This window comes from Oscillatoria nigro-viridis PCC 7112 (assembly GCF_000317475.1).
In the GTDB taxonomy this organism is placed as follows: Bacteria; Cyanobacteriota; Cyanobacteriia; order Cyanobacteriales; family Microcoleaceae; genus Microcoleus; species Microcoleus nigroviridis.
Map to the genome: position 1 here is coordinate 2,473,441 of NC_019729.1, position 23,579 is coordinate 2,497,019.

Sequence of the window (23,579 nt, forward strand, 5' to 3'; positions counted from 1 at the left end):
GTTACAACGGGTCTTTTCGTAAACAAACCCGGTTTCTGAGGCCCCATTCGCGGTTTCCAAGCGCAAGTCAGCTAAAAAATCTCCCCAACAATCATCCCCGCCAGTATGACAAACCCCACCCAAACATTTTGGCGAAAGATTTGACCGTAAATTGGCTTAGGAATATCCGCCTTCCGCAGTTGACTGTACTGCAAAAGCCACAAAATCCCCGCCGCACTAATTGCCATCCAAAAACCAATGTGCAAGTGCAGATTAATTCCCATTGCTGCTAACAAAGCGACTGTACCAACAAAGAACAAACCCACTGCATTAGCGGCATTATTCCCGAAAAATATCGCGCTGGAATTCACCCCCAAACGCAAATCGTCTTCCCGATCGCTCATCGCATAAACTGTATCAAATCCCATCGTCCAAAACACGACTGCACCCCACAGCAACCAAGTCGCTAATTCTAGTGTTCCAACGGCGGCGCTCCAACTAATTAAAACTGCAAAACCCCAGGCAATTGATAACACTAATTGCGGGACGGGAAAGAATCTTTTTGCTAGGGGATAGCAGATAATTACCGGTACGGCGGCGACGCACAGCCAGAAGCTTAAAGGATTGAGATAAAAAGCGAGAATTGCCGCGCATACCAAGGAAATTAATGCAACTCCTATCCCAGTTTGCACGGTGAGGGCGCGGGATGCTAGGGGGCGCGATCGCGTTCTTTCTACTTCGGGATCGATATCGCGATCCCACAAGTCGTTGATAACGCATCCAGCCGCACTCGTGGCTAAGGTGCCCAACACAATCACGCCCACCAATGCGGAGGGCGGCCTCCCGTCTGCTGCTAAAAAGACGGCCCAGAGGGCTGGAATCATTAAAATTAGCCTTCCTGCTGGTTTGTCCCATCTCAAAAGCCTCACGACGGTTAGCAATGTGGATTCGGGTTGGCGATCGAGCTCTTTAAGCATTTTAATTTTAGATTTTAGATTTTTAACATTAAATAAATTTTATCAAATTTTAAGCAAAATCACCTACTATCTCTGCTGGCGATCGCACTTCAGCAGGAATTGCAAACAAGTGAAAGTCTTGCCCAGTCAGTATTTCCCGATTTAGGCTAATTTAATAGAATGCCTAACTGGATTCGTGAAATAATCATAAATATCTGTCAACCCCCATACACTCCAATGGTTAATTCACTTGCTGCTGCGGAGTCAAATCGCATTATTGCTGCTATTGATATGGGTACTAACTCGTTTCACATGGTGGTGGCGCGCATCGATCCGAAATTACCCGCGTTTACGATTATTGCTAGAGAAAAAGATACGGTTCGGTTGGGCGATTGTGAAGTTAAGACAGGGTGCTTGAAGTCCGAGGTTATGGAAAGGGCGATCGCCACTCTGCACCGTTTTCAAGATATTGCTAAAACTTTCAATGCCGAACAAATTATCGCTGTGGCTACGAGTGCGGTTCGGGAAGCTCCTAACGGGCGAGATTTTCTCAAACAACTTGCTGAAGAATTAGACCTGAATGTGAGTTTAATTTCCGGTCAGGAAGAAGCGCGGAGAATTTATCTCGGCGTTCTTTCCGGTATGGAGTTTAACAATGAGTCGCAGGTAATTATTGATATTGGCGGCGGTTCTACTGAGTTGATTTTAGGAGACAGTTCTCAGTCTCGCTGTCTCACCAGTACAAAAATTGGTGCTGTGCGCTTAACAGGAGAATTTGTCAAAAGTGACCCGATTAGCAGGGAGGAGTTTGCTTATTTGCAAGCTTATATTCGGATTTCGCTGGAAAGACCGATCGACGAATTGCGATCTCAATTCAATGCTGGCGAACCTTTGCGCTTGATTGGCACTGCTGGAACCATCGAAACTCTGGCTGCAATTAACGCTCGCGAAAAGTTGGGAACAGTTCCGAGTCCCCTAGCCGGATATGTGTTAAGTTTAAAAGATTTGCGCGATTTAGTCAATCGCTTTCGCAAACTTTCTTATGCCGAAAGATTGGCAATTCCTGGAATGTCGGACAAGCGGGCGGAAATTATTCTGGCAGGCGCTTTGATTTTGCAGGAAGCTATGACACTATTAGGAATTGAATCGCTGACTGTTTGCGATCGCTCTTTACGAGAAGGCGTAATTGTTGACTGGATGCTGACCCACGGTTTAATTGAAAACCGCTTGCGCTATCAAGGTTCAATCCGCCAGCGCAGCATTCTGCATATGGCTGACAAATATCAAGTTAATTTAGAACAAAGCGAAAGAACCGCAGCCTTTGCGCTCAATTTGTTCGACCAAACTCAAGGAATTCTGCACAATTGGGGCAGCGAAGAACGGGACTTGCTGTGGGCAGCCGCGATTCTGCACAATTGCGGTTTGTACGTCAGTCATTCTGCCCACCACAAGCATTCTTACTATTTAATTCGCAATGGTGAGTTATTAGGATACACGGAAACTGAAATAGAAGTAATTGCCAATTTAGCTCGCTATCACCGGAAGAATCCTCCAAAAAAGAAGCACGAAAATTTTATTGTACTTCCGAAAAAATACCGGGAAGTTGTCAGTAAACTGCATCCTTTTCTGCGGTTGGCTGTGGCTTTAGATAGGCGGCAAGTTGGAGCTATTGCTGATTTTAAATGCGAACACCGCCCGGAAGTTCGAGAGTTTCATTTGCGGCTGCAACCGCTCAATCCCGAAGACGATTGCGCTTTAGAACTGTGGAGTTTGGATTATAAAAAGCCGTGTTTTGAAGATGAGTACAATCTCAAATTAGTGGCAACTTTGGAACAGACTCTGGTTCCGGTTTAAATACAAACTGGAAACGATAAACTGTAGGGTGCGAAGTACGCACCCTACAGTTTCAACTTAACCCCAAGTCTAGTATCAATATTGTGCTTAACTCCATACTCCTCCCGATCGCCCTAGCCTGCCTTCTGAAAGCAGGAGGGATTAATTTTAGAATGGTTAATCGATCGGACATGATATTAGTTATCATTCTGATACAACCGGATTCGATATTATCTACAAACCAGGTAGCCCAATTACTGTAAAATCCTGTTGAGTGAGGAGATTAGCTGGAACGCCGTTGAAGGTAGCTAAGATTTGATCTGTGTTGGCAATTTTGATAAAAGTTGTAGTGTTTTCTTCAACTATGCTGAGTCGATCGACCGTTAACCCTCCCGTTAAGATTAATAAATCTTCACCTTGCGTAAAATCAGCGACTACATCGCGGCCTTCTCCCGCAGTCAAGAAAAAGTAATCGCGCCCGCTTCCCCCTTGCAGCGTATCGTTTCCGAAGTCTCCCATCAACCAGTCGCCGCCAATTCCCCCCATCAAAGCATCATCACCCTTCCCGCCGTAGACAGTATCGCTACCGTCACCGCCGCACACTCGATCCGCATCTTGATTGCCATAAATTAAATCATTGCCGCTGCCGCCGCACAAATAATCTTGTTGACTGCTAGCATCCGTCGCAATATTGACAATATCTCCGAAAATCGTATCCTCGCCTTCACCGCCGCAGATGCTGTCATTTCCCAAATCTCCAAACAGCAAATCATTGCCAGAATCGCCGCAAATTATATCGTTATCTTTACCGCCGTGTAAGGTATCATTGTCCTGGCCGCCGCTTAGAGTATCTTCGCTTTCTTGCCCGTACAAAACGTCGTTGCCGTTATTGCCAAAAAGCAAATCTTTTCCTGTCAAGTCACCGTCAGACGCATCAGAAGTGCCGCCAAATAAACTGTCATTACTTTCATCGCCAAGTAGGCTATCGTTGTCTTTGTCGCCCCAAACTACGTCATTATCTTTGCCTGCGATCGCCACATCACGATTTTTACCCGCATAAATAATGTCATTCCCAGCGTGGCCCACGAGATAGTCGTTATTTTCGTTGCCAAATATAGTGTCGCTGTCTGCATCCGCGCCAACAGTAACTGGGCTAGCAAGGCCACCGTAAATATTGTCGTTGCCGAGAAAACCATTTAGCAAGTCGCTGCCGTTGAAACCGTTGATTATGTCATTAATATCGCTGCCGGTTAGAGTATCTTTACCGTCAGTACCGTTGAGGGTATTTTCAGGGATATTCGGGCCGGGAATGGAAGTGCGATCGGGTAAAGTGATTCGATCGCACATACAGTCTTCCGAAGCAGCAGGAATTAGCGCTGGTGTGGGGGTTTCGCTTGTTGGAGATGTGGTTGGGGCGATCGAATTCTGATTGGCGATCGGCGTTTCCCCAGGTTTAGCCGTCGGAATTGGAGTTTCCGCAGATGTCGGAATTGGCGTTGGAATTGGTGTCGGAGTTTCCCCAGGCGTCGGATTTTCCGCAGGAATTGGCGTCGGTGTCGGAAGTGGAGTTTCCGCAGGAATTGGCGTCGGTGTCGGAAGTGGAGTTTCCGCAGGAATTGGCGTCGGTGTCGGAAGTGGAGTTTCCGCAGGAATTGGCGTCGGAATTGGAGTTTCCGCAGGCGTCGGCGTCGAAATTGTTGTCGGAGTTGGAATTGGCGTCGGAGTCGGTGTGGGAATTGGAGTTTCCGCAGGCGTCGGCGTCGGTGTGGGAATTGGCGTCGGTGTGGGAATTGGAGTTTCCGCAGGCGTCGGCGTCGGAGTTTCCGCAGGCGTCGGAGTCGGAATTGGAGTTTCCGCAGGTGTCGGAGTCGGAGTCGGAATTGGCGTCGGAGTTTCCGCAGGTGTCGGAGTCGGAATTGGCGTCGGAGTTGGCGTCGGAGTTTCCGCAGGTGTCGGAGTCGGAATTGGCGTCGGAGTTGGCGTCGGAGTTTCCGCAGGTGTCGGAGTCGGAATTGGCGTCGGAGTTGGCGTCGGAGTTTCCGCAGGAGTTGGCGTCGGAGTCGGTGTGGGAATTGGAGTTTCTGCAGGAGTTGGCGTCGGAGTCGGTGTGGGAATTGGAGTTTCTGCAGGAGTTGGCGTCGGAGTCGGTGTGGGAATTGGAGTTTCCGCAGGTGTCGGAGTCGGAGGCGGAGTTGTATCTACAATAGTCAAAACAGCACTAGAAATTGCTCCTAAATCTTCTCCGTTAGTGGGATTGTTCAGAGTTAAATTAACAGTTTCATCCTGTTCTATTTCGGAATCATCCACAATTGGAACCGTGAAAGTTTGAACACTTTCGCCAATGTCAAAATTTAAGGTTCCCGATGTCTGGTTATAGTCGCTGCCAGCATTAGCGGTTCCATTACTTGTGCTGTAACTGACAGCAGCAGCCACATTAGCATCTGTGCGAGTAACGGTAATTGTGGCAAACTGACCGTTTTCATTAACGCTGTAATTGGCATTTCTGAAGTTAAATTTCCCTGGATTGGTGAGGTTGAGAATGAACGATTGGGTGTCAGAAGTATCGATACCGTCGTTATCTATACCGCCATTATCTCTCAGGTTTAGAGTGATATTAGCACTGCCGATCGCCCCCGGCAACGGTGTAAAGGTTAGCGTCCCCACCGAGTCGATCGCCGGTGGTACACTAAACAAAGCAGCATTGTCATTCCCCACCACTTGAAAAGCCACAGTTTGTCCTGATTCGTTGGCGGGGCCTGGAGAAATCGCAGTCGCCCATCCGGGGATGGTTTGTGGCCCCGAATTGCTGCTGAGAGTGCGATCGACTCCTTTGACAAACGAGGGTGCATCGTTGACTGGATTAACTGCGATCGAACTTGTTAAACTATTAGTGCTAAACGGCGTTGTTCCCCCGGTAACAGAAGCATTAACGCCTGCAGTACCGTTACCCACTCCGTTACTTCCATCCCACGCCCGAAAAGTAATTGTTGGTTCGCTTCCAGGGGTACTGTAATAGTCTGGGTTGGGTACAAACCGAACTTTCGCAGGCGTTTGCAGGGAAACCCGCGTCAGGTTGATGTTAGCTTGGGCCGAGGTAGCGCCGTCACCCAGGAATATAAAATTAGGAGTTTCGTAAGGATCTATCTGGTCGATAAATCCTGAATAATCGCGCAGCGGGCCGGTTAGTATGATATCGCTGCCATCGGAAAGAAAGTAATTGTTACCTTGAACTCTGAGAGTGTAGTTAGTAGCAATATTGGTGTTATGAGCAACATTCTCTGCTGCCAAAAATAAGCCGTTGGTGTGTCCGCCTGGGTTGGGAGTAATGCCGTCGCCTTGTGCAAAGATATTGCCAGAAGTTGCAGATAGCTGCTGGAAACCGATTTCAATGGCTTTGCGATCGCTAGTAACGGCAACAATGCTAAAACCAGCTTGATTTTGATTAGTGCGGGATTCCGAGATAATTTGGAGATTAAAAGACAAGCTAAAGCCTGTAGTGCGATCGAGCGGTGGAAATGACGGATTTAAAGAATTTTTTGTATAGCCAGCATAGATGCTATTGGCGGCAGTGCTGTTTAAATTAACTCCATTACCGCTAAATATTTCTGAAGCTGTAGCGGTAGGAGAAGCAAGATTTGAATTAGTCAAAGACAGCCAATTTTGAGAACTGGGAGTGTTACCCAGTAAGCCGTTATAAAGAGGAGTCGGGCCGAGCACTGTTGCTGAACTTTCCGACACTACACCGAAATCTTTCCAAGTATTGCCGTCAGTTGAAAATTGCCAGTTACCGTTAGTATTGTCTGCCGCGGTGACTGCGACACCCAAAGGATCGCCATTAGCGTCACTTCCTAACTCGCTAGTGATGTTAAAAATACTAAAGCCTGTGTTAGCTGCGCTGGGTATATCTTCATTAATTGCGATCGGCGGATTAACATTAGGAGTTGCCAAAGTCGGAGCGATGTTAACCTGCGGGTTGCGGAGGCTGTTAATATAAATAGTGTTAATCCCGCCGTTGGGTAAACCCAAAGAGCCGGGACTATCTATAGTATAACTAGCAGTTCTGTTGATGCCACCACTAGCGCTGGAAAACTCGACATTACCCCCGTTGTTCGGTGCTGGAATTTGCACCTTAGCTGCACTGCCAAATACCCCTAATCCAGTCGTCGGCCACGCGAGGGAATCAACAGAAGTAATTCCCGCACTGCTAGTATCTACCCAAACAATATCTGAGGCTGCAAAATCCCCGCCAAAACCGTTAGTTCCGACTAAGACATTATTGAGATAAGTACCGCCAGCACCGTTATTTATCAGCAATTGAATGTTCCAATCAGCATCATTTCCGCCGGCAACGGGGTTGTAGGTAATATCATTACTAGGAATGACACCTGAACCGCCGATCGCAATTATTGTTCCTGCCTTGAATACAGGAGCAATACTCGCCATGTTCCTGAACTGATAAGCAGAAAATTTCTGTGCTGTTGCACCGCTTGAATCGCCTACAAAAAAACTTTGAAGTTGAGCAGTTGTTAGATCTTCTGTCAACAGCAGTTCCACATACTCATTCCCCTGGAATTGCCCGTTCCGTCGGAATTCGTTAATAATTATCTGTCCCATCTAGATGCACCTAAATTTGAGATGATTATGTATTAGCGGTCAACTAATGTCGATTGTTTTTTACATTAAAATTTTATTTACGTAAATACACTGTCAGTAGTTTGTCCGTACAGTGGCTTGTTTAAGTCATTTTTATTACTAAAATAATATCGGGAGTGCTGAGCAGTGTCAAGCAAAAGCTTGGATGATTGTCGATCGCACTTCTAGACACAAAAAGTGATTTGATATCAATTCCGGTTGCACGAGCGAGATGATTGTTAAGTGTTGACTGTTGACTAAAATTATGCTTTCGGGACAACTGACTGTTTGCACATTTGAACAATACCGATGCAACCGGAAACGATATGATTTGACACACGACTAATAGCGGTAAGCAGCGCGTTGCACACTCTACATAATTAACTAAGGTGCGTACTCCGCACCTTAGTTAATTAATTTGTGCTTACCCGAAGATGGTAAAATCATTCAGGCCGATCGCACTAGCCTGCACTCCATTCAAAGCAGCCAACAGTTGACCGTTCTCACCAATCCTGATGAAAGCGGCATTAGCGTTTTGGGTAATACTAAGTTGAGCAAAAGTTAGACCGCCCGCTAACACCAGCAAATCTTCACCTTTTGTGAAATCAGTAATTAGATCGCTGCCTTCACCTGCTGTTAAAACAAAGCGATCGCGCCCAATGCCACCGCTGAGAATATCATTACCCAAACCCCCAATCAGACAATCGTCGCCTTTACCGCCGTAGAGAGTATCGTTGCCCTCCTCGCCGCATAGCTTGTCACTACCGCCGTTGCCAAACATCAAATCATTCCCAGCACCGCCGCACAGGGAATCAGGATCGCCGTTAAAGTCGATCGCACTGTCTCCTAAAATAGTATCGTTCCCGTCGTCGCCGCAAATGCTATCACTGCCGCGATCGCCCAACAGGCGATCGTTGCCAGTACCCCCCACCACAACGTCATTGCCCTTGCCGCCATAAACAGTATCATTGCCCTCGCCGCCGCTTAGAGTATCCGCAGCATCTCCCCCATTCAAGAAGTCGTTGCCAGCACCGCCAAACAGCAAATCGCGTCCATTCGAGTCAGGGCTAAACGGGTCAAAACTGCCTCCACCAAACAAGCAGTCGTTACCCTCAGCCCCAACCAGAGTGTCATTGCCTTTGTCGCCCCAAATCAAGTCATCGTCTTTGCCGCCGATCGCCACATCATCGCCCTTACCCGCGAAAATGAGATCGTCGCCGGCGTCGCCGTTTAGGTAGTCATTGCCACCGCTGCCAAACAGCAAGTCTCTGTCTGCATTCGGGCCAAGGGGGATATTGCTGGGCAGTCCCCCGTAAATATTGTCGTTGCCTTTTTCGCCCAGCAGAATGTCGTCGCCGTTGAAACCGCTGATAGCGTCGTTGAGATTGCTGCCGGTGAGGAAGTCGTCGCCGTCAGTGCCGTTGAAAGTGCGATCGACTGAATTCGGGCCCGGAATCGAACCGATCGCGGGTAGGGTAATCTGTTCGCAAATGCAATCGCGATCGTCTGGAGTTCCCGTGGGAGTCGGAGTTCCCGCAGGAGTCGGAGTTCCCGTCGGAGTCGGAGTTCCCGTCGGAGTCGGAATTCCTGTCGGAGTCGGAGTTCCCGTCGGAGTCGGAATTCCTGTCGGAGTCGGAGTTCCCGTCGGAGTCGGAATTCCTGTCGGAGTCGGAGTTTCCGTCGGAGTCGGAGTTCCCGTCGGAGTCGGAGTCGGAGTTCCCGTGGGAGTCGGAGTCGGAGTTTCCGTGGGAGTCGGAGTCGGAGTTTCCGTGGGAGTTGGAGTTTCCGTGGGAGTTGGAGTATCCGTGGGAGTCGGAGTTGGAGTTCCCGTCGGAGTCGGAGTATCCGTGGGAGTCGGAGTCGGAGTTCCCGTGGGAGTTGGAGTCGGAGTATCCGTGGGAGTCGGCGTTGGAGTATCCGTAGGAGTTGGCGTTGGAGTCGGAGTCGGAGTCGGAGTTCCCGTGGGAGTCGGCGTTGGAGTATCCGTGGGAGTTGGAGTCGGAGTTCCCGTGGGAGTTGGAGTCGGAGTTCCCGTGGGAGTTGGCGTTGGAGTATCCGTGGGAGTCGGAGTCGGAGTATCTGTGGGAGTTGGAGTCGGAGTTCCTGTGGGAGTTGGAGTCGGAGTTCCCGTCGGAGTTGGAGTCGGAGTTGCCGTCGGAGTTGGAGTTCCCGTGGGAGTCGGAGTCGGAGTATCCGTGGGAGTCGGAGTCGGAGTATCCGTGGGAGTCGGAGTCGGAGTATCCGTGGGAGTTGGAGTTGGAGTATCCGTGGGAGTTGGAGTCGGAGTATCCGTGGGAGTTGGAGTCGGAGTATCCGTGGGAGTTGGAGTCGGAGTATCCGTGGGAGTCGGAGTCGGAGTATCCGTGGGAGTTGGAGTTGGAGTTTCCGTGGGAGTCGGAGTTGGAGGGGTATTTACAAGAATGCTTGCCGTGACGATCGCAGAATCAGCTTTCCCGTCGTTAGCTTTGTAGGTAAAAGAGTCTGTCCCAGAAAAACCAGTATTGGGAGTATAAGTGAAAGAACCGTTAGCGTTGAGGGCGATCGACCCTGTAGCCGGATTTGTCACCAGAATCGCAGTCAGCGGGTCATTTTCCGGGTCTGTATCGTTGATTAAGACTCCCAAACCCGCCACGTTGAGACCCGTATTAAAAGCGGTTGTATAGGTGTCAGGATTCGCTACAGGCGGGTTATTGTTGACGTTTACAGTTACGGTAGCGGGTGCAGAGTTAACTATCCCGTCGCTGACTGTGTAGGTAAAGGTGTCTGTTCCAGAAAAGCCTGCGTTAGGAGTATAAGTGAAAGAACCGTCTTTGTTGAGGGCGATCGACCCTTTCGTCGGATTTGCGGCCACCGCAGCAGTCAGCGTGTCTAAATCTGCATCGGTGTCGTTGATTAAAACTCCCGGCGCTGTTAAGCTGAGGACTTTTCCGGCACTGATGCTGTAGGTGTCGGGTTGTGCGATCGGCGGATTGTTTGTAACGTTGATATTTGCCGAAATTGCTGGTGAAGTAGCAGCCCCGTCGCTGACAGTGTAAGTAAAGTTGTCGAGTCCAACAAATCCTGGATTGGGAGTATAAGTAAACGAACCATCCTTATTCAATCCGAGAGTGCCATTGTTGGGATTTGTGACTAGAGTTGCCGTCCGCAAATCACCGTCAGAGTCGATGTCGTTGGCTAAAACTCCCTCACCAACAGCCACGTTCAGGACTTGACCGTGAAGGGTTTTGTAATTGTCAATTACTGCAAACGGTGGATTATTTGTGACATTAATATTTGCTAAAATTGCTGGTGAAGTAGCAGCCCCATCGCTGACAGTGTAAGTAAAACTATCAGGTCCAAAGAATCCTGGATTGGGAGTATAAGTAAACGAACCATCCTTATTCAATCCGAGAGTGCCATTGTTGGGATTTGTGACTAGAGTTGCCGTCCGCAAATCACCGTCCAAGTCGATGTCGTTGGCTAAAACTCCCTCACCAACAGCCACGTTCAGGACTTGACCGTGAAGGGTTTTGTAATTGTCAATTACTGCAAACGGTGGATTATTATTTGTAACGTTAATCGTAACTGTTGCTGGTTGGACAGATGAATCTGTGCCGTCGCTAACATTATAGGTGAAGGTATCAGTGCCTACAAAGCCAGCTTTCGGAGTATAAGTGAAGTCGCCGGTGAGATTTAACTTGACTGTACCGTTGCTCGCGGTTGTAACTACCACGGCACTACGCGCGTCGCCGCTGTTGGCGTCGGTGTCGTTGCTTAAGACTCCCGCCCCAGAGACGCTGAGCACTTTATCGTGCAGGACGCTGTAGGTGTCATTGACCCCCACCGGGAAATTATTAACCGAGATGTTGCCGAGAGTAAAAGTGGCACTTGCTTGGTCGGTGGCGTCGCCGAAAAATAGGAAGTTTGGCTGGGTGTAGGGATTGAAGGGTAAAGCTGGCTGGCTGGTTGCTGGATTAAATGCTCCGTAGTTCCGCAGCGACTGATTTGTCAACAATGCTGTGCCGCCAGCAAACAGGCTGTAACTCGTGCCTTGAACCACCAGTTTGTAGTCGGTAGCATTGCTGATGTTAAAATTCGCACTTTCCCCGCGAGTGAACAGGGGATTATCTAGCTGGGCAAAAATGCCTCCGTTAGGGCCGAGATTGCGGTTGGTGAAACCGAGTTCAATGCCTTTTGGAGCGTCACTGCTAATGGCGATGATGCTGAAACCTGCTCGATCGTCACTACTGCTGTTTTCCGCCGTAACTGCAACTCTGAAAGAGACGCTATAGCCGTCGGTGAGGCTGAGTGCGGGGAAAGTTGCGTTGACCGGAGTAAATGTTCCTGGCGCAGGAGTAGGGGTGTATTTGTAGTTGGTGTAGCCCGCATAGCCTGTAGTGTTATTCGCCGCCGTCACACTAGCAGTATTAATGCCCGTGTTGGGCGAGAACGCACCAGCGGGAAGGGAACCAGAACCGGCTGGGAAAGGGAGAGGTACTTGTCCGTAAGCTAATTGAGTACCGGCTGCTGTCCCGATGCCTGGTGTGGTTGCTGATGTTGGTGGTAGTGGTGAATAGTTTGTGCCGTCGTAGAGGGTACGGCCGAAGGCAAATTGATAGGCGGCCCTGGTGGCTGGGTCGATCGCCACTTCAGAAGACACCGCTCCCGTTGTATAATCTAGCTCCCAGTTGCCGCCTAAAGCTGCAGAGCCGATCGGCGATCGAGAAGCAGCAATTTTTGCCTTGGTTAGCTGACTCAGTTGCTGCACAAAGCTAGCGCCCTTCTCCCCCGCCGCTACCTCGCATCCGTACAGCAAAATCTCTCCACTCTCTGCCAGCGATCGCGACCAGCGCTGCAATTGTCTAGCATAAGTTTTTAAAGTTGTCAAGTTTAGATCGATCGCGCCTAGCTGCAAACTCGCGGGGCGGCCGTGGGAGATGATATGAATGCTTTTAATATTGCTGCGACTCGCTAGCGCGGCCGTGATTTGTGCTAGCCCATCCCGCGCCGCATCGAGGATAATTACTTCTGTCCCCGCTGCGATGCCGTTGCGGAGAGTTTGGCAATCGGAAAGGGCAGAGTCGAGAAAGGCGATCGAACTTACAACTGAATTAATAAAATTTTGCACAATACACCTCTGGTTGGATGACCGTAGGAAAATTAAGATGTAGAGAGCTTAGCAAATTCACACATTAAATGTCATGAGTAAAATTAACAATCAAGACTGATATTAACTTTCCGTGAAGCTGCTACAGATTCATCTTGTAGAGGCGCGTTTAGCAAATAATTAATTTCAAAAACCGACAATCCCAGTACAAAAGTTGACCTTTTAGGGTTCGATCGCCAAAAATTCTTCAGCAACCAATCCTTTCTGAATTGCGAGTACAGCAGCTTGAGTGCGATCGCGCACTTCTAACTTTTGCAAAATCGCGTGTACGTGAACCCGCACAGTCCCCGGAGCAATGTACAATATTTGTGCAATTTCCTGATTGCTTTTCCCCGCCGCAACTAAAGCTAATATTTCCTGTTCTCGCTTCGTCAGCGGATTTTCCAAAACTTCTGATTTTGAACCAACTTTCACAGGTTCAGGATTAGCAAAAACCGCCCGAATTTCCGCAGTTGCCACCTGATCCCACCACGAAGCACCCGCTGCTACCGATCGAATTGCCCAAACCAAAGTTTCCGCCGCAATTCCCTTGAGGCAATATCCCTGGGCACCGGCAGCAATTAATCTTTCAATTAAGGATTTTTGAGAATGAGATGTTAAAATTAAAACTGGAATTGCTGGATGTCGCTGTTTAATTTGGCGGCACGCTTCAATACCGCCAATTCCCGGCAAACCGACATCAAGAACTACCACATCTGGTAAGTGTTCCTGAGTCATTTCTACTGCTGTTTCGCCATCTTCTGCCTCGGCAATTACTTGCAAGCAACTTTCTTGCTGCAACCGCGTTTTCAGTCCCAACCGAAACAGTTCGTCGTCTTCAACTAGGAGAATTCGCAAGGGATAAGCTGGTTTCATGTCTGTGGGATAGCAGGGAGTCGGAATCCAAATAAAGCACCGTGTGGCAATTTATTTTCTGCCCAAATTATACCGCCGTGGGCGTCAATGATTTGGCGGGATAAGTATAATCCTAATCCCGATCCTTTGGCTTGCCGATCGCCGTTTCCTTGATAAAAACGCTCGAACAAGTGGGGCAGTTCATCGGCAGTAATTCCCAAGCCGCTATCGATAACTTTCACCACCTGATAACTCGAATAAGATTCCATAACAATTTCTACTTTACCGCCGCGAGGAGAATGGTTAATTCCGTTTGTTAGCAGATTAACAAAAACGCGCTGGAGTTGCACCGCATCGCCATTTACCCACAAAGAGCGACGGAAATCTGACTCTCCGTAACTCATACTAATGTAAACTCGGCGCGCCGCCGACAAATGGATGAGTGTTGCGATTACTTCTTCTGCCAAAGCTACTAAATTTACGGGCGCAAGTTGCAGTTTTAAACCTTCGGCATCGTTGCGGTAGACATCCAGCAGCGTTTCTACTAATTGTAGTGACATTTTGTGCGATCGCGCCATTGTTTCGAGAACTTTTTGCTGGCTGGCGGTGACATTCCCAAATTTGGCTTCTTGAAAAGCTTTAATTGTTTCAATCGCCCCCAGCATCGGCGTTTTCAAGTCGTGACTCAAAGTAGAGACAAAATCTTCCCGGATGCTTGCTAGCTGCTGCTGCGACTGCAACTCAGCTTTAGCGATCGCGATCGTCTCTTGGTACTGCTGGTTGCGATCGCTCAAATATCCCGTCACCCCTAAAGCCATGACTGCGATCGATCTATTTGCTACAGTTGCTAGGGCGATCGCTTCTCCATGAGGAACAAACAAATTTAACAGAGTCAAAGCTGCCGATACCAGCGTAATTTGCAACTTACCCAACCGACTCAAGCGCGAATTGGCCAGCAAAATCGGCCCTGTGTACAAATACCCAAACAGATACTCCGACGGCGTAGTAAATTCCAGCACTACAACGATCGCAAATAAAATTGCGATCGACCACCTCCCCCGCAAATACTTCTCTTGAATTGCCTGGTTGTCTGTGATTTTCAATAAGCTGTTTAACATCCTTTATCCATCCATTTTATCTTTTATATTTACACTCTACTCTCTGCCTTATTCGTGCGTTTTTTCTTCGCCAAAATTTGTCTGTTTTGACGCAAAAACAAGCGTTTAGATAACATCTATATCTGCAAGCATAGATACTGCTAAATATTTAAACATTTGTCTGTCCGGGAAAATATATAGCAGCTAAGCATAACGGGTAAACGGCAACTTATACCTGCGGGCTGATTATCAAAAATCTTAAGGGCAAGTATATTGATTTTTAAAAGCAGATTGCACTTTTAAGGAAGTATTGGCTCAGTTATGCTTGAAGGATTAATTCAAATCGCATTAACGCTAATCATTGTAGTAGCGATCGCCCCTATTTTTGGTAATTACATGGCGCGGGTGTACATGGGAGAACCAACCATTCTCGACCCCGCTATTAAACCTGTAGAACAACTAATCTATAAAGCCAGCAATATCCGGTCTGTAGATTCCATGACAGGCTGGCAATATACCCGATCGCTACTTTACAGCAATGCAGCAATGGGCATATTTGTTTATTTGATTTTCATGCTTCAGGGAGTGCTGCCTTTAAATGCCACCAGCCTAAGCGCCCCAACCTGGGATACTGCGCTGCACACAACTATTTCCTTCCTCACAAATACCGACCAACAGCATTACTCCGGGGAGACAACATTCACTTATTTATCCCAGTTAACTCTGGGTTTTTTAATGTTTACCTCAGCCGCTACCGGTTTAGCAGTAGGTATTGCTTTTATCCGGGGCTTAACCGGCCGTCCCTTGGGCAACTTTTACATCGATTTAATTCAATCAATCACCAGGATTCTGCTACCAATTTCTTTGATAATTGCCTTACTTTTGCTGATGTCGGGAGTGCCAGAAACCCTAGCAGGGCCGGCAGTTGCCCGTACATTAGAAGGCGACACGCAAATAATTGCTCGCGGCCCAGTTGCTCACTTTGAAAGTATCAAACAACTGGGAGAAAATGGCGGCGGATTTTTTGCCATCAACTCGGCTCATCCCTTTGAAAATCCCAACCCTTTTACCAACCTGCTGGAAACACTAGGAATGGTTTCTATACCAGCAGCGATGATTCACACCTACGGCAGATTTGCCAACAACAAAAAACAGGGATGGCTGATTTTTTGGATGGTGTTTGGCATCTACGTTATCTTGATTGGCATTGCAGCATTTGGCGAGTACGGCGGCAACCCTCAAATTAATAATTTACTGGGTTCGCAGCAGCCAAATTTAGAAGGCAAAGAAGTTAGGTTTGGCTGGGCAGAGACTGCACTTTGGGCGGTGACTACCACTGGCACAATGTGCGGTGCGGTCAACGGGATGCACGATTCTTTAATGCCTCCCGGTGGTTTTGCTACTCTGTTTAATTTGTTTCTACAAATCGTTTGGGGCGGACAAGGAACGGGAACGGCTTACTTATTTATTTACTCAATTTTGAGCGTATTTCTCACCGGATTAATGGTGGGGAGAACGCCGGAGTTTTTGGGACGCAAAATTGAAAAACGAGAAATTGTTTTAGCCAGCGTTGTTTTGTTAATTCACCCGATCGCAGTTTTAATCCCGGGTGCCATTTCCCTCGCCTTTACCGACAGTTTGAGCGGCATCAGCAACCAGGGATTTCACGGCATTTCCCAGGTGATGTACGAATACGCTTCGGCCGCCGCTAACAACGGTTCTGGTTTTGAAGGATTGGCTGACTCTCAACCCGCGCCCACAGGACTTTGGTGGAATTTAAGCACCTGTTTTAGCCTGCTGTTGGGGCGCTACGTTCCAATTATTGCCCTGCTGCTTTTAGCTGACAGCATGACGAAGAAACAACTGGTTCCCGAAACAACCGGCACTCTCAGAACCGATTCAGTTTTGTTCACCAGCGTCACCGCAGGAGTAATCATAATTCTGGGCGCGCTGACATTTTTCCCAGTTCTAGCTTTAGGGCCAATTGCCGAAGGATATGAAATTAGCAGCGGCAAGTTTGAACCCACACCGATAACTGCGCCGCCTTTAGCAACACCTTCGCCTTTAGCAACACCTTCGCCTGAAGCGACAACGCCGACACCAAACAGCGGACAGTAGATGTAGATTGCATTAAGTAATGCAGCGACAATAAACTGCTGTTGCTGGCAACAATCCCAAATCCCAAATCCCAAATCTAAAATCTAAAATCTAAAATCTAAAATCTAAAATCCACATGGCTTCTTCCAATACTCCTGATTCCCCAAAAAGACCTGCTAGAGGCTCTCGCGAGTCTCGCAAGCACACGCCGAAAGCAAATACAAAAGGCCTTTATCAAAGAGCTTTTAAACAAGCTTTTGTCAAGCTAAACCCGCAGGTAATGCTGAAAAATCCGGTGATGTTTGTGGTGTGGGTTGGCACAATTGTGACTGCATTATTAACGATCGACCCGACGCTGTTCGGCCCGGTTCCCGGCGAAAATCAGAGAGTTTTCAACGGTTTAGTCACGTTTATTTTGTTCTTTACTTTGGTATTTGCTAATTTTGCCGAAGCGATAGCAGAAGGGCGCGGGAAAGCGCAAGCAGATGCCCTGCGATCGACCAAAGCCGACACAACAGCCCGCAAACTCCTACCAGACGGTTCAATTCAAGAAGTTAGTTCGACATCCCTGAGACGCGGCGACCAAATTAAAGTGATCGCAGGCGATGTCATTCCTGCCGACGGCGAAGTGATCGCAGGTGTCGCCTCTGTAGACGAATCTGCGATCACTGGCGAATCGGCACCGGTCCTCAAGGAACCGGGTTCGGACATCGCCAGTTCCGTTACCGGCGGGACGCGCATCCTTTCCGACGAACTGACGCTGCGGGTGATGGCCGATCCGGGTAAGGGGTTTTTGGACAGGATGATCGCGCTGGTGGAGGGGGCCGAAAGGTCGAAAACGCCGAACGAGATCGCGCTGACGGTGCTGCTGGCGGTGCTGACTCTGGTGTTTTTGATTGTGGTTTCGACGATTCCGCCCGTGGGAAATTACGTGAAAACCCCTGTGGGCGTGGTGACGCTGATTTCGCTGCTGGTGGCGCTGATTCCAACAACCATTGGAGGTTTGCTGAGCGCGATCGGCATTGCGGGGATGGATCGCGTCGCTCAGTTTAACGTGATAGCGACCTCTGGACGCGCCGTGGAGGCTTGCGGCGACGTGAATACGCTGATTTTGGACAAAACGGGGACGATCACGCTGGGGAACCGTTTAGCCGAGGAATTCATTCCGGTCAACGGTCATTCACTGCAAGAAGTGGCGCAGGTAGCCTTGGATGCCAGCGTGTTTGACGATACTCCAGAGGGAAAGTCGATCGTCCGTTTGGCTCACAATTTGGGCGCACAGGTGGATTTCGATCGCACCAACGCCGCCGGGCTTGATTTTTCCGCAAAAACGCGGATGTCTGGCACGGATTTGCCCGATGGGACGGAGGTTCGCAAGGGTGCGGTGGACGCGGTGAAGGGTTTTGTGCGATCGCGCGGCGGCAATTTCGGGCCGGATCTCGATGCAGCTTACGAGCGAGTTTCCCGCTTGGGAGGCACACCCTTAGCTGTTTGTCAAGGTAGCGACACCTACGGCATTATCTATTTAAAAGATGTCATCAAACCGGGAATTCGCGATCGATTTGACCAACTGCGAAAAATGGGAATTCGCACCATTATGCTCACCGGAGATAACCGAATTACAGCATCAGTAATTGCCGATGAAGCAGGCGTTGACGACTTCATTGCCGAAGCAACTCCCGAGGACAAAATCGACGTAATTCGCAAGCAACAAGCCGAGGGCAAATTAGTCGCAATGACCGGAGACGGAACCAACGACGCACCCGCACTAGCGCAAGCAAACGTAGGACTGGCGATGAATTCTGGAACCCAAGCCGCGAAAGAAGCAGCGAACATGGTGGACTTAGATTCTGACCCTACCAAACTAATTGACTTAGTGACAATTGGCAAACAATTGCTGATTACTCGCGGCGCGCTGACCACATTTTCCCTAGCCAACGATATCGCTAAATATTTTGCAATTATTCCGGCAATGTTTGCCCCGGTTGGCGCTTTAAACGTGATGGGTTTAGCCAGCGGTCAATCGGCGGTTTTGTCAGCATTAGTTTACAATGCTTTGATTATTCCCGCTTTAATTCCCTTAGCATTAACCGGGGTAAAATTTCGACCGCTGACTGCAAATCAACTGTTGCAGCGGAACATTTTAATCTACGGATTGGGAGGAGCAGTCGCGCCGTTTATTGCTATCAAAGTTATTGATATTTTGATTGCCGCCGTTGGGCTAGCATAGATTGGGAAAGCACAACACGAATTTTGACACGGATACACGGATTAATCTCATTACCCGGCTCTGCCGGAGAACGCATATCCAGAGGCTATGCCTCGATTTTCCTAAAAGAATTATCGAATACAAAGACAGATGTTTATTCCCAAAACAAGGATAATTTATGAAACGGAATGATTTGCTGAAGGATATTTTTCCCACAGATTTCCAAGAAATTATTGAGTTAGCGCAAATGCTTTGGCAGCGCCACCCAATCCCGGTACATCTATTTCTGGTAATGTGTTTCAATGCGATAATTGCCCCCGCTGTTTACGCGGTTGGGGGTGAAGATTTGACGCGAAAAGCGGTCTGGGGTTTAAGTCTCCTGGGTTTGGTGATTATCGCCCTTTCTATTTACCTGTTTGTAGTCATCTTTCATCCGGAAAGATTTTAGTCAATAATTAGCCGTTAGCAAATAACCGAGCGATGTAATTTATGAGAGAAATAATTAGAACCCTTCGGCTTACCCTCGTTTTGTGGGGAATTACAGCCATTATTTACCCTTTAATCTTGCTAGTAATTGGTCAAATTGCCTTCAACTCGCAGGCAAACGGCAGCTTAATTACTAAGCAAGGAGTTGTCGTGGGTTCCTCGTTAATCGGTCAACCTTTCAGATCGGATAAATATTTTTGGAGCCGCCCCAGCACAACAAATTATAGCAGCTTTGCGACCGCAGATTACGACCCCACAAAGGGAGACAATTCCAGTCAAAGAACAGGCGTTTCGGGAGCTAGCAACCTTGCTCCCAGCAACTCTGATTTGCTGAAGCGAGGTAATGAGAAAGAGGGTTTTCAGGGGGTGCAAGTTGAATTAGATCGCCTCAACAAAGCTGGTATCAAACCGACTGCTGATTTAGTTTACACCTCTGGTTCTAGCCTAGATCCGCACATTAGCATAGAGGCAGCTCGATCGCAAATTCAGCGGATAGCAACAGTGCGATCGCTCAATCTCAATCAAGTAGAGATGTTGGTAGCTAAAAATACAGAGGGCAGATTTCTTGGCATTTTCGGTGAACCGGGAGTTAACGTCCTCCAACTGAATTTGGCTCTCGACCGTTTACAATAGTTGACAGTCAGTAGTCAGCAGTCATTAGTCATTAGTTATTTGTTACTTGTTATTTGTAGCAACTGACAATCGCTAACTGACAACTGACAACCGCCAAGTACCAACTGACAATCGCCAACTACCAACTGACAATCGCCAACTACCAACTGACAACTGACAACTGACAACTCAGCTATGATTCACTCTAGCGAACTTACCAACAATCCAGACGCGGTTTACGCCCAACCTAACCGCACTTACGATCGCACCCCCCGCCGGGGAAAGCACAAAATATTTATCGGTATGGCCCCCGGTGTCGGCAAAACTTTCCGAATGCTGGAAGAAGGGCACAGGCTCAAATCTGAAGGCATTGATGTGGTAATTGGACTGTTAGAAACTCACGGCCGGAAAGAGACAGCAGCTAAAGCAGAAGGACTGGAAATAGTACCCAAAAAACAAATGCGGCGCGGCGAAAAAATGCTCGCCGAAATGGATACGGATGCTGTCATAGAACGCCGTCCTCAATTAGCATTAATAGACGAATTGGCTCATACAAACATTCCTGGTTCTCTGCGAGAAAAACGATATCAAGATGTTGAAGAAATTCTCAATGCTGGGATAGATGTTTTCTCCACCCTCAACATTCAGCACATAGAAAGTCTCAACGATTTAGTAGCTCGAATTACCGGAGTTGTAGTGCGAGAGCGAGTGCCCGATCCCGTCCTCGAAGATGCTGACGAAATAGTTGTTGTCGATGTCACGCCGGAAACTTTAGAAGAAAGGTTGCTAGAAGGCAAAATTTATGCTCCCGAAAAAATTGAACAATCTTTAGAAAACTTTTTCCAGCGCCGTCATTTAATTGCTTTGCGAGAACTAGCCCTGCGGGAAGTCGCAGACAATGTGGAAGACGATGCAGCAACTTTAAAAGGTCAATCTTGCAACATTCACGAACGAGTTTTAGTGTGCATCTCGACTTATCCAAACTCCTTGCAACTGCTGCGGCGGGGCGCGAGGATTGCTAGCTATATGAATGCCCCATTTTATGCTGTGTTTGTCAACGATCCAGACCGATTTTTAACAAAAGCAGAAAGCTTGCACGTTGAAACTTGTGAGAAACTCTGTCAAGAATTTAAGGGGCAATTTTTGCGGGTCAACGGCACAAATATAGCCAAAGTAATCTCGGAGGTAGCTAAACAGTATCGCATTACTCAAATTGTGATCGGCGAAAGCCAGCAATCCCGCTGGCATTTGTTGCTGCGGGGTTCTTTGACTCAACAGTTAGTGCGATCGCTCAAACACGTAGATTTGCACATCATCGCTACCGAAAAAAGTGGTCTTTCTAATTAGTCCTCAGCCAATAGTCATTAGTCATTGCTACCGAAAAAAATGGTCTTTTTAATTAGTCCTCAGCCAATAGTTATTAGTCATTAGTCATCAGTCGGACGATCTCCGGTAAATTAACCATAATCTTTGTAGGGGCGGGTTTCACCAACAATCTCTAATTCCCGCTAACAATCTATATAAACCCGCCCCCACCACTTTCGGAGGATAGCTGAATCTAGCGGACGACGGATGCGCCAGAAGCTTTTAGGTGTCAAAATCGCACTTGGTAAACCTGATTAAAAGTGCGATCGCTATGGTGGATAATTACATTCTCAACTTGCTAGTTATTGGCATCCTCCTGCTGACCGTCACCTTGGGTTCGGGATGGATTTCAGGATTGCCGGTGTCTTATGCCTTAATTTATCTAATTGTCGGTATCGGATTGGGACCCTACGGCGTCAAGCTGATTGACTTGCGTCCCGAAGCTCAATTTTTAGAAAGACTTACAGAATTTGTAGTTATTGTTTCTCTGTTCAGTTGTGGCTTAAAAATGAATCGCCCGCTGCAACTTTGGGCGTGGAATTCGACAGCGCGGCTGATTGGTTTTTTAATGCCAATTTCTATTTTTGCGGTAGCCGCCGTCGGTCATTGGTTTGTGAAATTAGATTGGGGCCCGGCGATTTTATTGGGAGCGATTCTCGCGCCCACCGATCCTGTTTTAGCCTCAGAAGTTCAGTTAGCACATATAGACGATCGCGATGAATTGCGCTTTGGTTTAACATCCGAAGGCGGTTTGAACGATGCTTTAGCTTTTCCCTTCGTTTATTTCGGCATTTATGCACTAAAAGATCGCAACTGGCCGAACTGGTTTTCGCAGTGGTTAGCAGTTGACTTGATTTGGGCGATCGCCGCAGGTATCGTTATGGGCATTTTAGTAGTTAAAGCCGTCACCTGGATCGATCGGCAACTGCAACGGTACCGACCCGCCGATCGATTAATGGAAGATTTCATCGCTCTCAGCACAATTCTGCTCACATATTCCCTCACAGAAGTAGTCAACGGCTACGGATTTCTCGCAGTTTTTGTAGCAGGAATTGTCGTGCAGCGGAGTTACCGCAACCCAGAAAAGCCGCTTTCCCAACTGCACTTTACCGAGCGCATTGAAAAGTTAATGGAAGTAGCAACTATTTTACTATTAGGTTCGCTTTTGCGCCTAGAGCCTATGTTGGCCTATGGAGGATACTCTCTCTTAGTAGCTGGATTGTTAATTTTTTTAATCCGGCCTGTGGGAGCTTGGATCAGTACGATCGGCAGTCCTTTGCATCCCGCCAATCGCTGGCTGTGCGGTTGGTTCGGCATTCGCGGTGTAGGTTCTATCTATTATCTCACCTATGCTTTTGGTAAAGGTTTGGAAGGCGAAACCGCCGAAAAAATTGCCTGGATTACCTTTACAACCATCATAATTTCTGTGATTTTGCACGGCATTACTTCCACCCCGTTAATGAACTGGTACGAGCGCCGAATCAAACCTAAAGTCCCGGATTTAATTTAATCCAGTAAGGTGCGTGACTTTAATAGTCTTGGACGCAACTGTCACACAACAATCGACTTGTAGGGTGCGTCAGGCGAAGTTCTCTAACGGCGATCGGGAATTTCAGGATCTGACGCACCTTACTATATAATCTAAAATTGACTTGTAGGGTGGGTCAGGCGAAGTTCTCTAACGACACGGCAAGAAAAAAAGATTATAATTTTTGGATAACTCTAATATAAACGTTCGCCGAATCAAACATGGATAGATTTGAATTTCAGCTAGCAATGCTGCAAAAAGGAGCAGAGGAACTAGAGAAAAAAATAGCTAATTTCACAACAATTATGATGCAATTAAAAACTACGGCAATTACCATTTGGGTAGCGTTGATTGGTTGGGTTTTTACAAGCAAAATAGATGCGTTGGTTCCCCTAGGATACGTTATAATTTTTGGTTTCTGGTTTTTAGAAGCTACCTACTGGAGGGTGCAACTTTATTATATGCTAAGAGCCCATGCAGTTACCGAATTTTTGAATAAGGAAAGCGCCTTAGATAAAAGTTTTAGTACCCGTTCTATACCGGAAGGTCTTGTTCACCCGCTCGGTTCATTAAAAACACTTAAAATGCCTTCTTTAGGTCGAGCTATCTGCGCTCCATCAATCTATATTTTTTATAGCTTTTTGTTTGTTGTTAATTCGATCGTTTGGTTGATAACTCTTAAAACACCCCTCTAACTGGGGCTGTAGGGTGCGTCAGGTGAATTTCTAGAACGATTATTGAGGGTTGAAAAATCTGACGCACCTTACTAATTGTGACTATTTCCAATTTTAAAAGGACACGACAA

General features: G+C 47.7%; 13 protein-coding genes. 8 read left to right on the top strand and 5 right to left on the bottom strand.

The window, feature by feature from the left end:
- Window positions 1-71: 71 nt before the first annotated feature.
- Window positions 72-956: a 4-hydroxybenzoate solanesyltransferase gene (locus OSC7112_RS10575; RefSeq protein WP_015175890.1), complete on the bottom strand. Its 885-nt coding sequence runs from the start codon at window positions 954-956 to the stop codon at window positions 72-74.
- A gap of 216 nt (window positions 957-1,172) precedes the next feature.
- On the opposite strand from OSC7112_RS10575, the gene OSC7112_RS10580 reads away from it, so the two are divergent.
- Window positions 1,173-2,789 (top strand): Ppx/GppA phosphatase family protein, encoded by a 1,617-nt coding sequence (locus OSC7112_RS10580; protein WP_015175891.1) that lies wholly within the window; start codon window positions 1,173-1,175, stop codon window positions 2,787-2,789.
- A gap of 213 nt (window positions 2,790-3,002) precedes the next feature.
- On the opposite strand, the gene OSC7112_RS10585 is transcribed toward OSC7112_RS10580, so the two are convergent.
- The 4 genes from OSC7112_RS10585 to OSC7112_RS10600 all read right to left on the bottom strand — a co-directional run bounded on the left by OSC7112_RS10585 (window position 3,003) and on the right by OSC7112_RS10600 (window position 14,498).
- On the bottom strand, window positions 3,003-7,382 hold the full coding sequence (locus OSC7112_RS10585; protein WP_015175892.1) for a choice-of-anchor Y domain-containing protein: 4,380 nt from the start codon (window positions 7,380-7,382) through the stop codon (window positions 3,003-3,005).
- A gap of 442 nt (window positions 7,383-7,824) precedes the next feature.
- On the bottom strand, window positions 7,825-12,507 hold the full coding sequence (locus OSC7112_RS10590; protein ID WP_015175893.1) for a cadherin-like domain-containing protein: 4,683 nt from the start codon (window positions 12,505-12,507) through the stop codon (window positions 7,825-7,827).
- Between the two features lie 201 nt (window positions 12,508-12,708).
- The gene (locus tag OSC7112_RS10595) at window positions 12,709-13,401 is read right to left on the bottom strand and encodes a response regulator transcription factor (protein ID WP_015175894.1); all 693 of its coding nucleotides are present in this window, start codon (window positions 13,399-13,401) and stop codon (window positions 12,709-12,711) included.
- Window positions 13,398-14,498, bottom strand: a complete 1,101-nt coding sequence (locus OSC7112_RS10600) for a sensor histidine kinase (RefSeq protein WP_015175895.1) — start codon at window positions 14,496-14,498, stop codon at window positions 13,398-13,400. The genes OSC7112_RS10595 and OSC7112_RS10600 overlap by 4 nt, the downstream gene beginning before the upstream one ends.
- Window positions 14,499-14,798: 300 nt before the next feature.
- Between OSC7112_RS10600 and kdpA the strand changes: the two genes are divergently transcribed.
- The 7 genes from kdpA (at window position 14,799) to OSC7112_RS10635 (ending at window position 23,469) form a co-directional block, all read left to right on the top strand.
- On the top strand, window positions 14,799-16,595 hold the full coding sequence (gene kdpA / locus OSC7112_RS10605; protein ID WP_015175896.1) for a potassium-transporting ATPase subunit KdpA: 1,797 nt from the start codon (window positions 14,799-14,801) through the stop codon (window positions 16,593-16,595).
- Window positions 16,596-16,710: 115 nt separating this feature from the next.
- Window positions 16,711-18,804, top strand: a complete 2,094-nt coding sequence (gene kdpB, locus OSC7112_RS10610; protein WP_015175897.1) for a potassium-transporting ATPase subunit KdpB — start codon at window positions 16,711-16,713, stop codon at window positions 18,802-18,804.
- A gap of 157 nt (window positions 18,805-18,961) precedes the next feature.
- Window positions 18,962-19,231 (top strand): K(+)-transporting ATPase subunit F, encoded by a 270-nt coding sequence (kdpF, locus tag OSC7112_RS10615; RefSeq protein ID WP_015175898.1) that lies wholly within the window; start codon window positions 18,962-18,964, stop codon window positions 19,229-19,231.
- Between the two features lie 41 nt (window positions 19,232-19,272).
- Window positions 19,273-19,902: a K(+)-transporting ATPase subunit C gene (gene kdpC, locus OSC7112_RS10620; RefSeq protein WP_015175899.1), complete on the top strand. Its 630-nt coding sequence runs from the start codon at window positions 19,273-19,275 to the stop codon at window positions 19,900-19,902.
- Window positions 19,903-20,076: 174 nt separating this feature from the next.
- Window positions 20,077-21,228: a sensor protein KdpD gene (locus tag OSC7112_RS10625; RefSeq protein WP_015175900.1), complete on the top strand. Its 1,152-nt coding sequence runs from the start codon at window positions 20,077-20,079 to the stop codon at window positions 21,226-21,228.
- A gap of 244 nt (window positions 21,229-21,472) precedes the next feature.
- Entirely contained in the window at window positions 21,473-22,756 is a 1,284-nt protein-coding gene (locus OSC7112_RS10630; RefSeq protein ID WP_317623941.1) for a cation:proton antiporter, read from the top strand.
- Window positions 22,757-22,995: 239 nt separating this feature from the next.
- Window positions 22,996-23,469, top strand: coding sequence for a hypothetical protein (locus OSC7112_RS10635; RefSeq protein WP_015175902.1), 474 nt, complete (start codon window positions 22,996-22,998; stop codon window positions 23,467-23,469).
- Window positions 23,470-23,579: the final 110 nt, after the last annotated feature.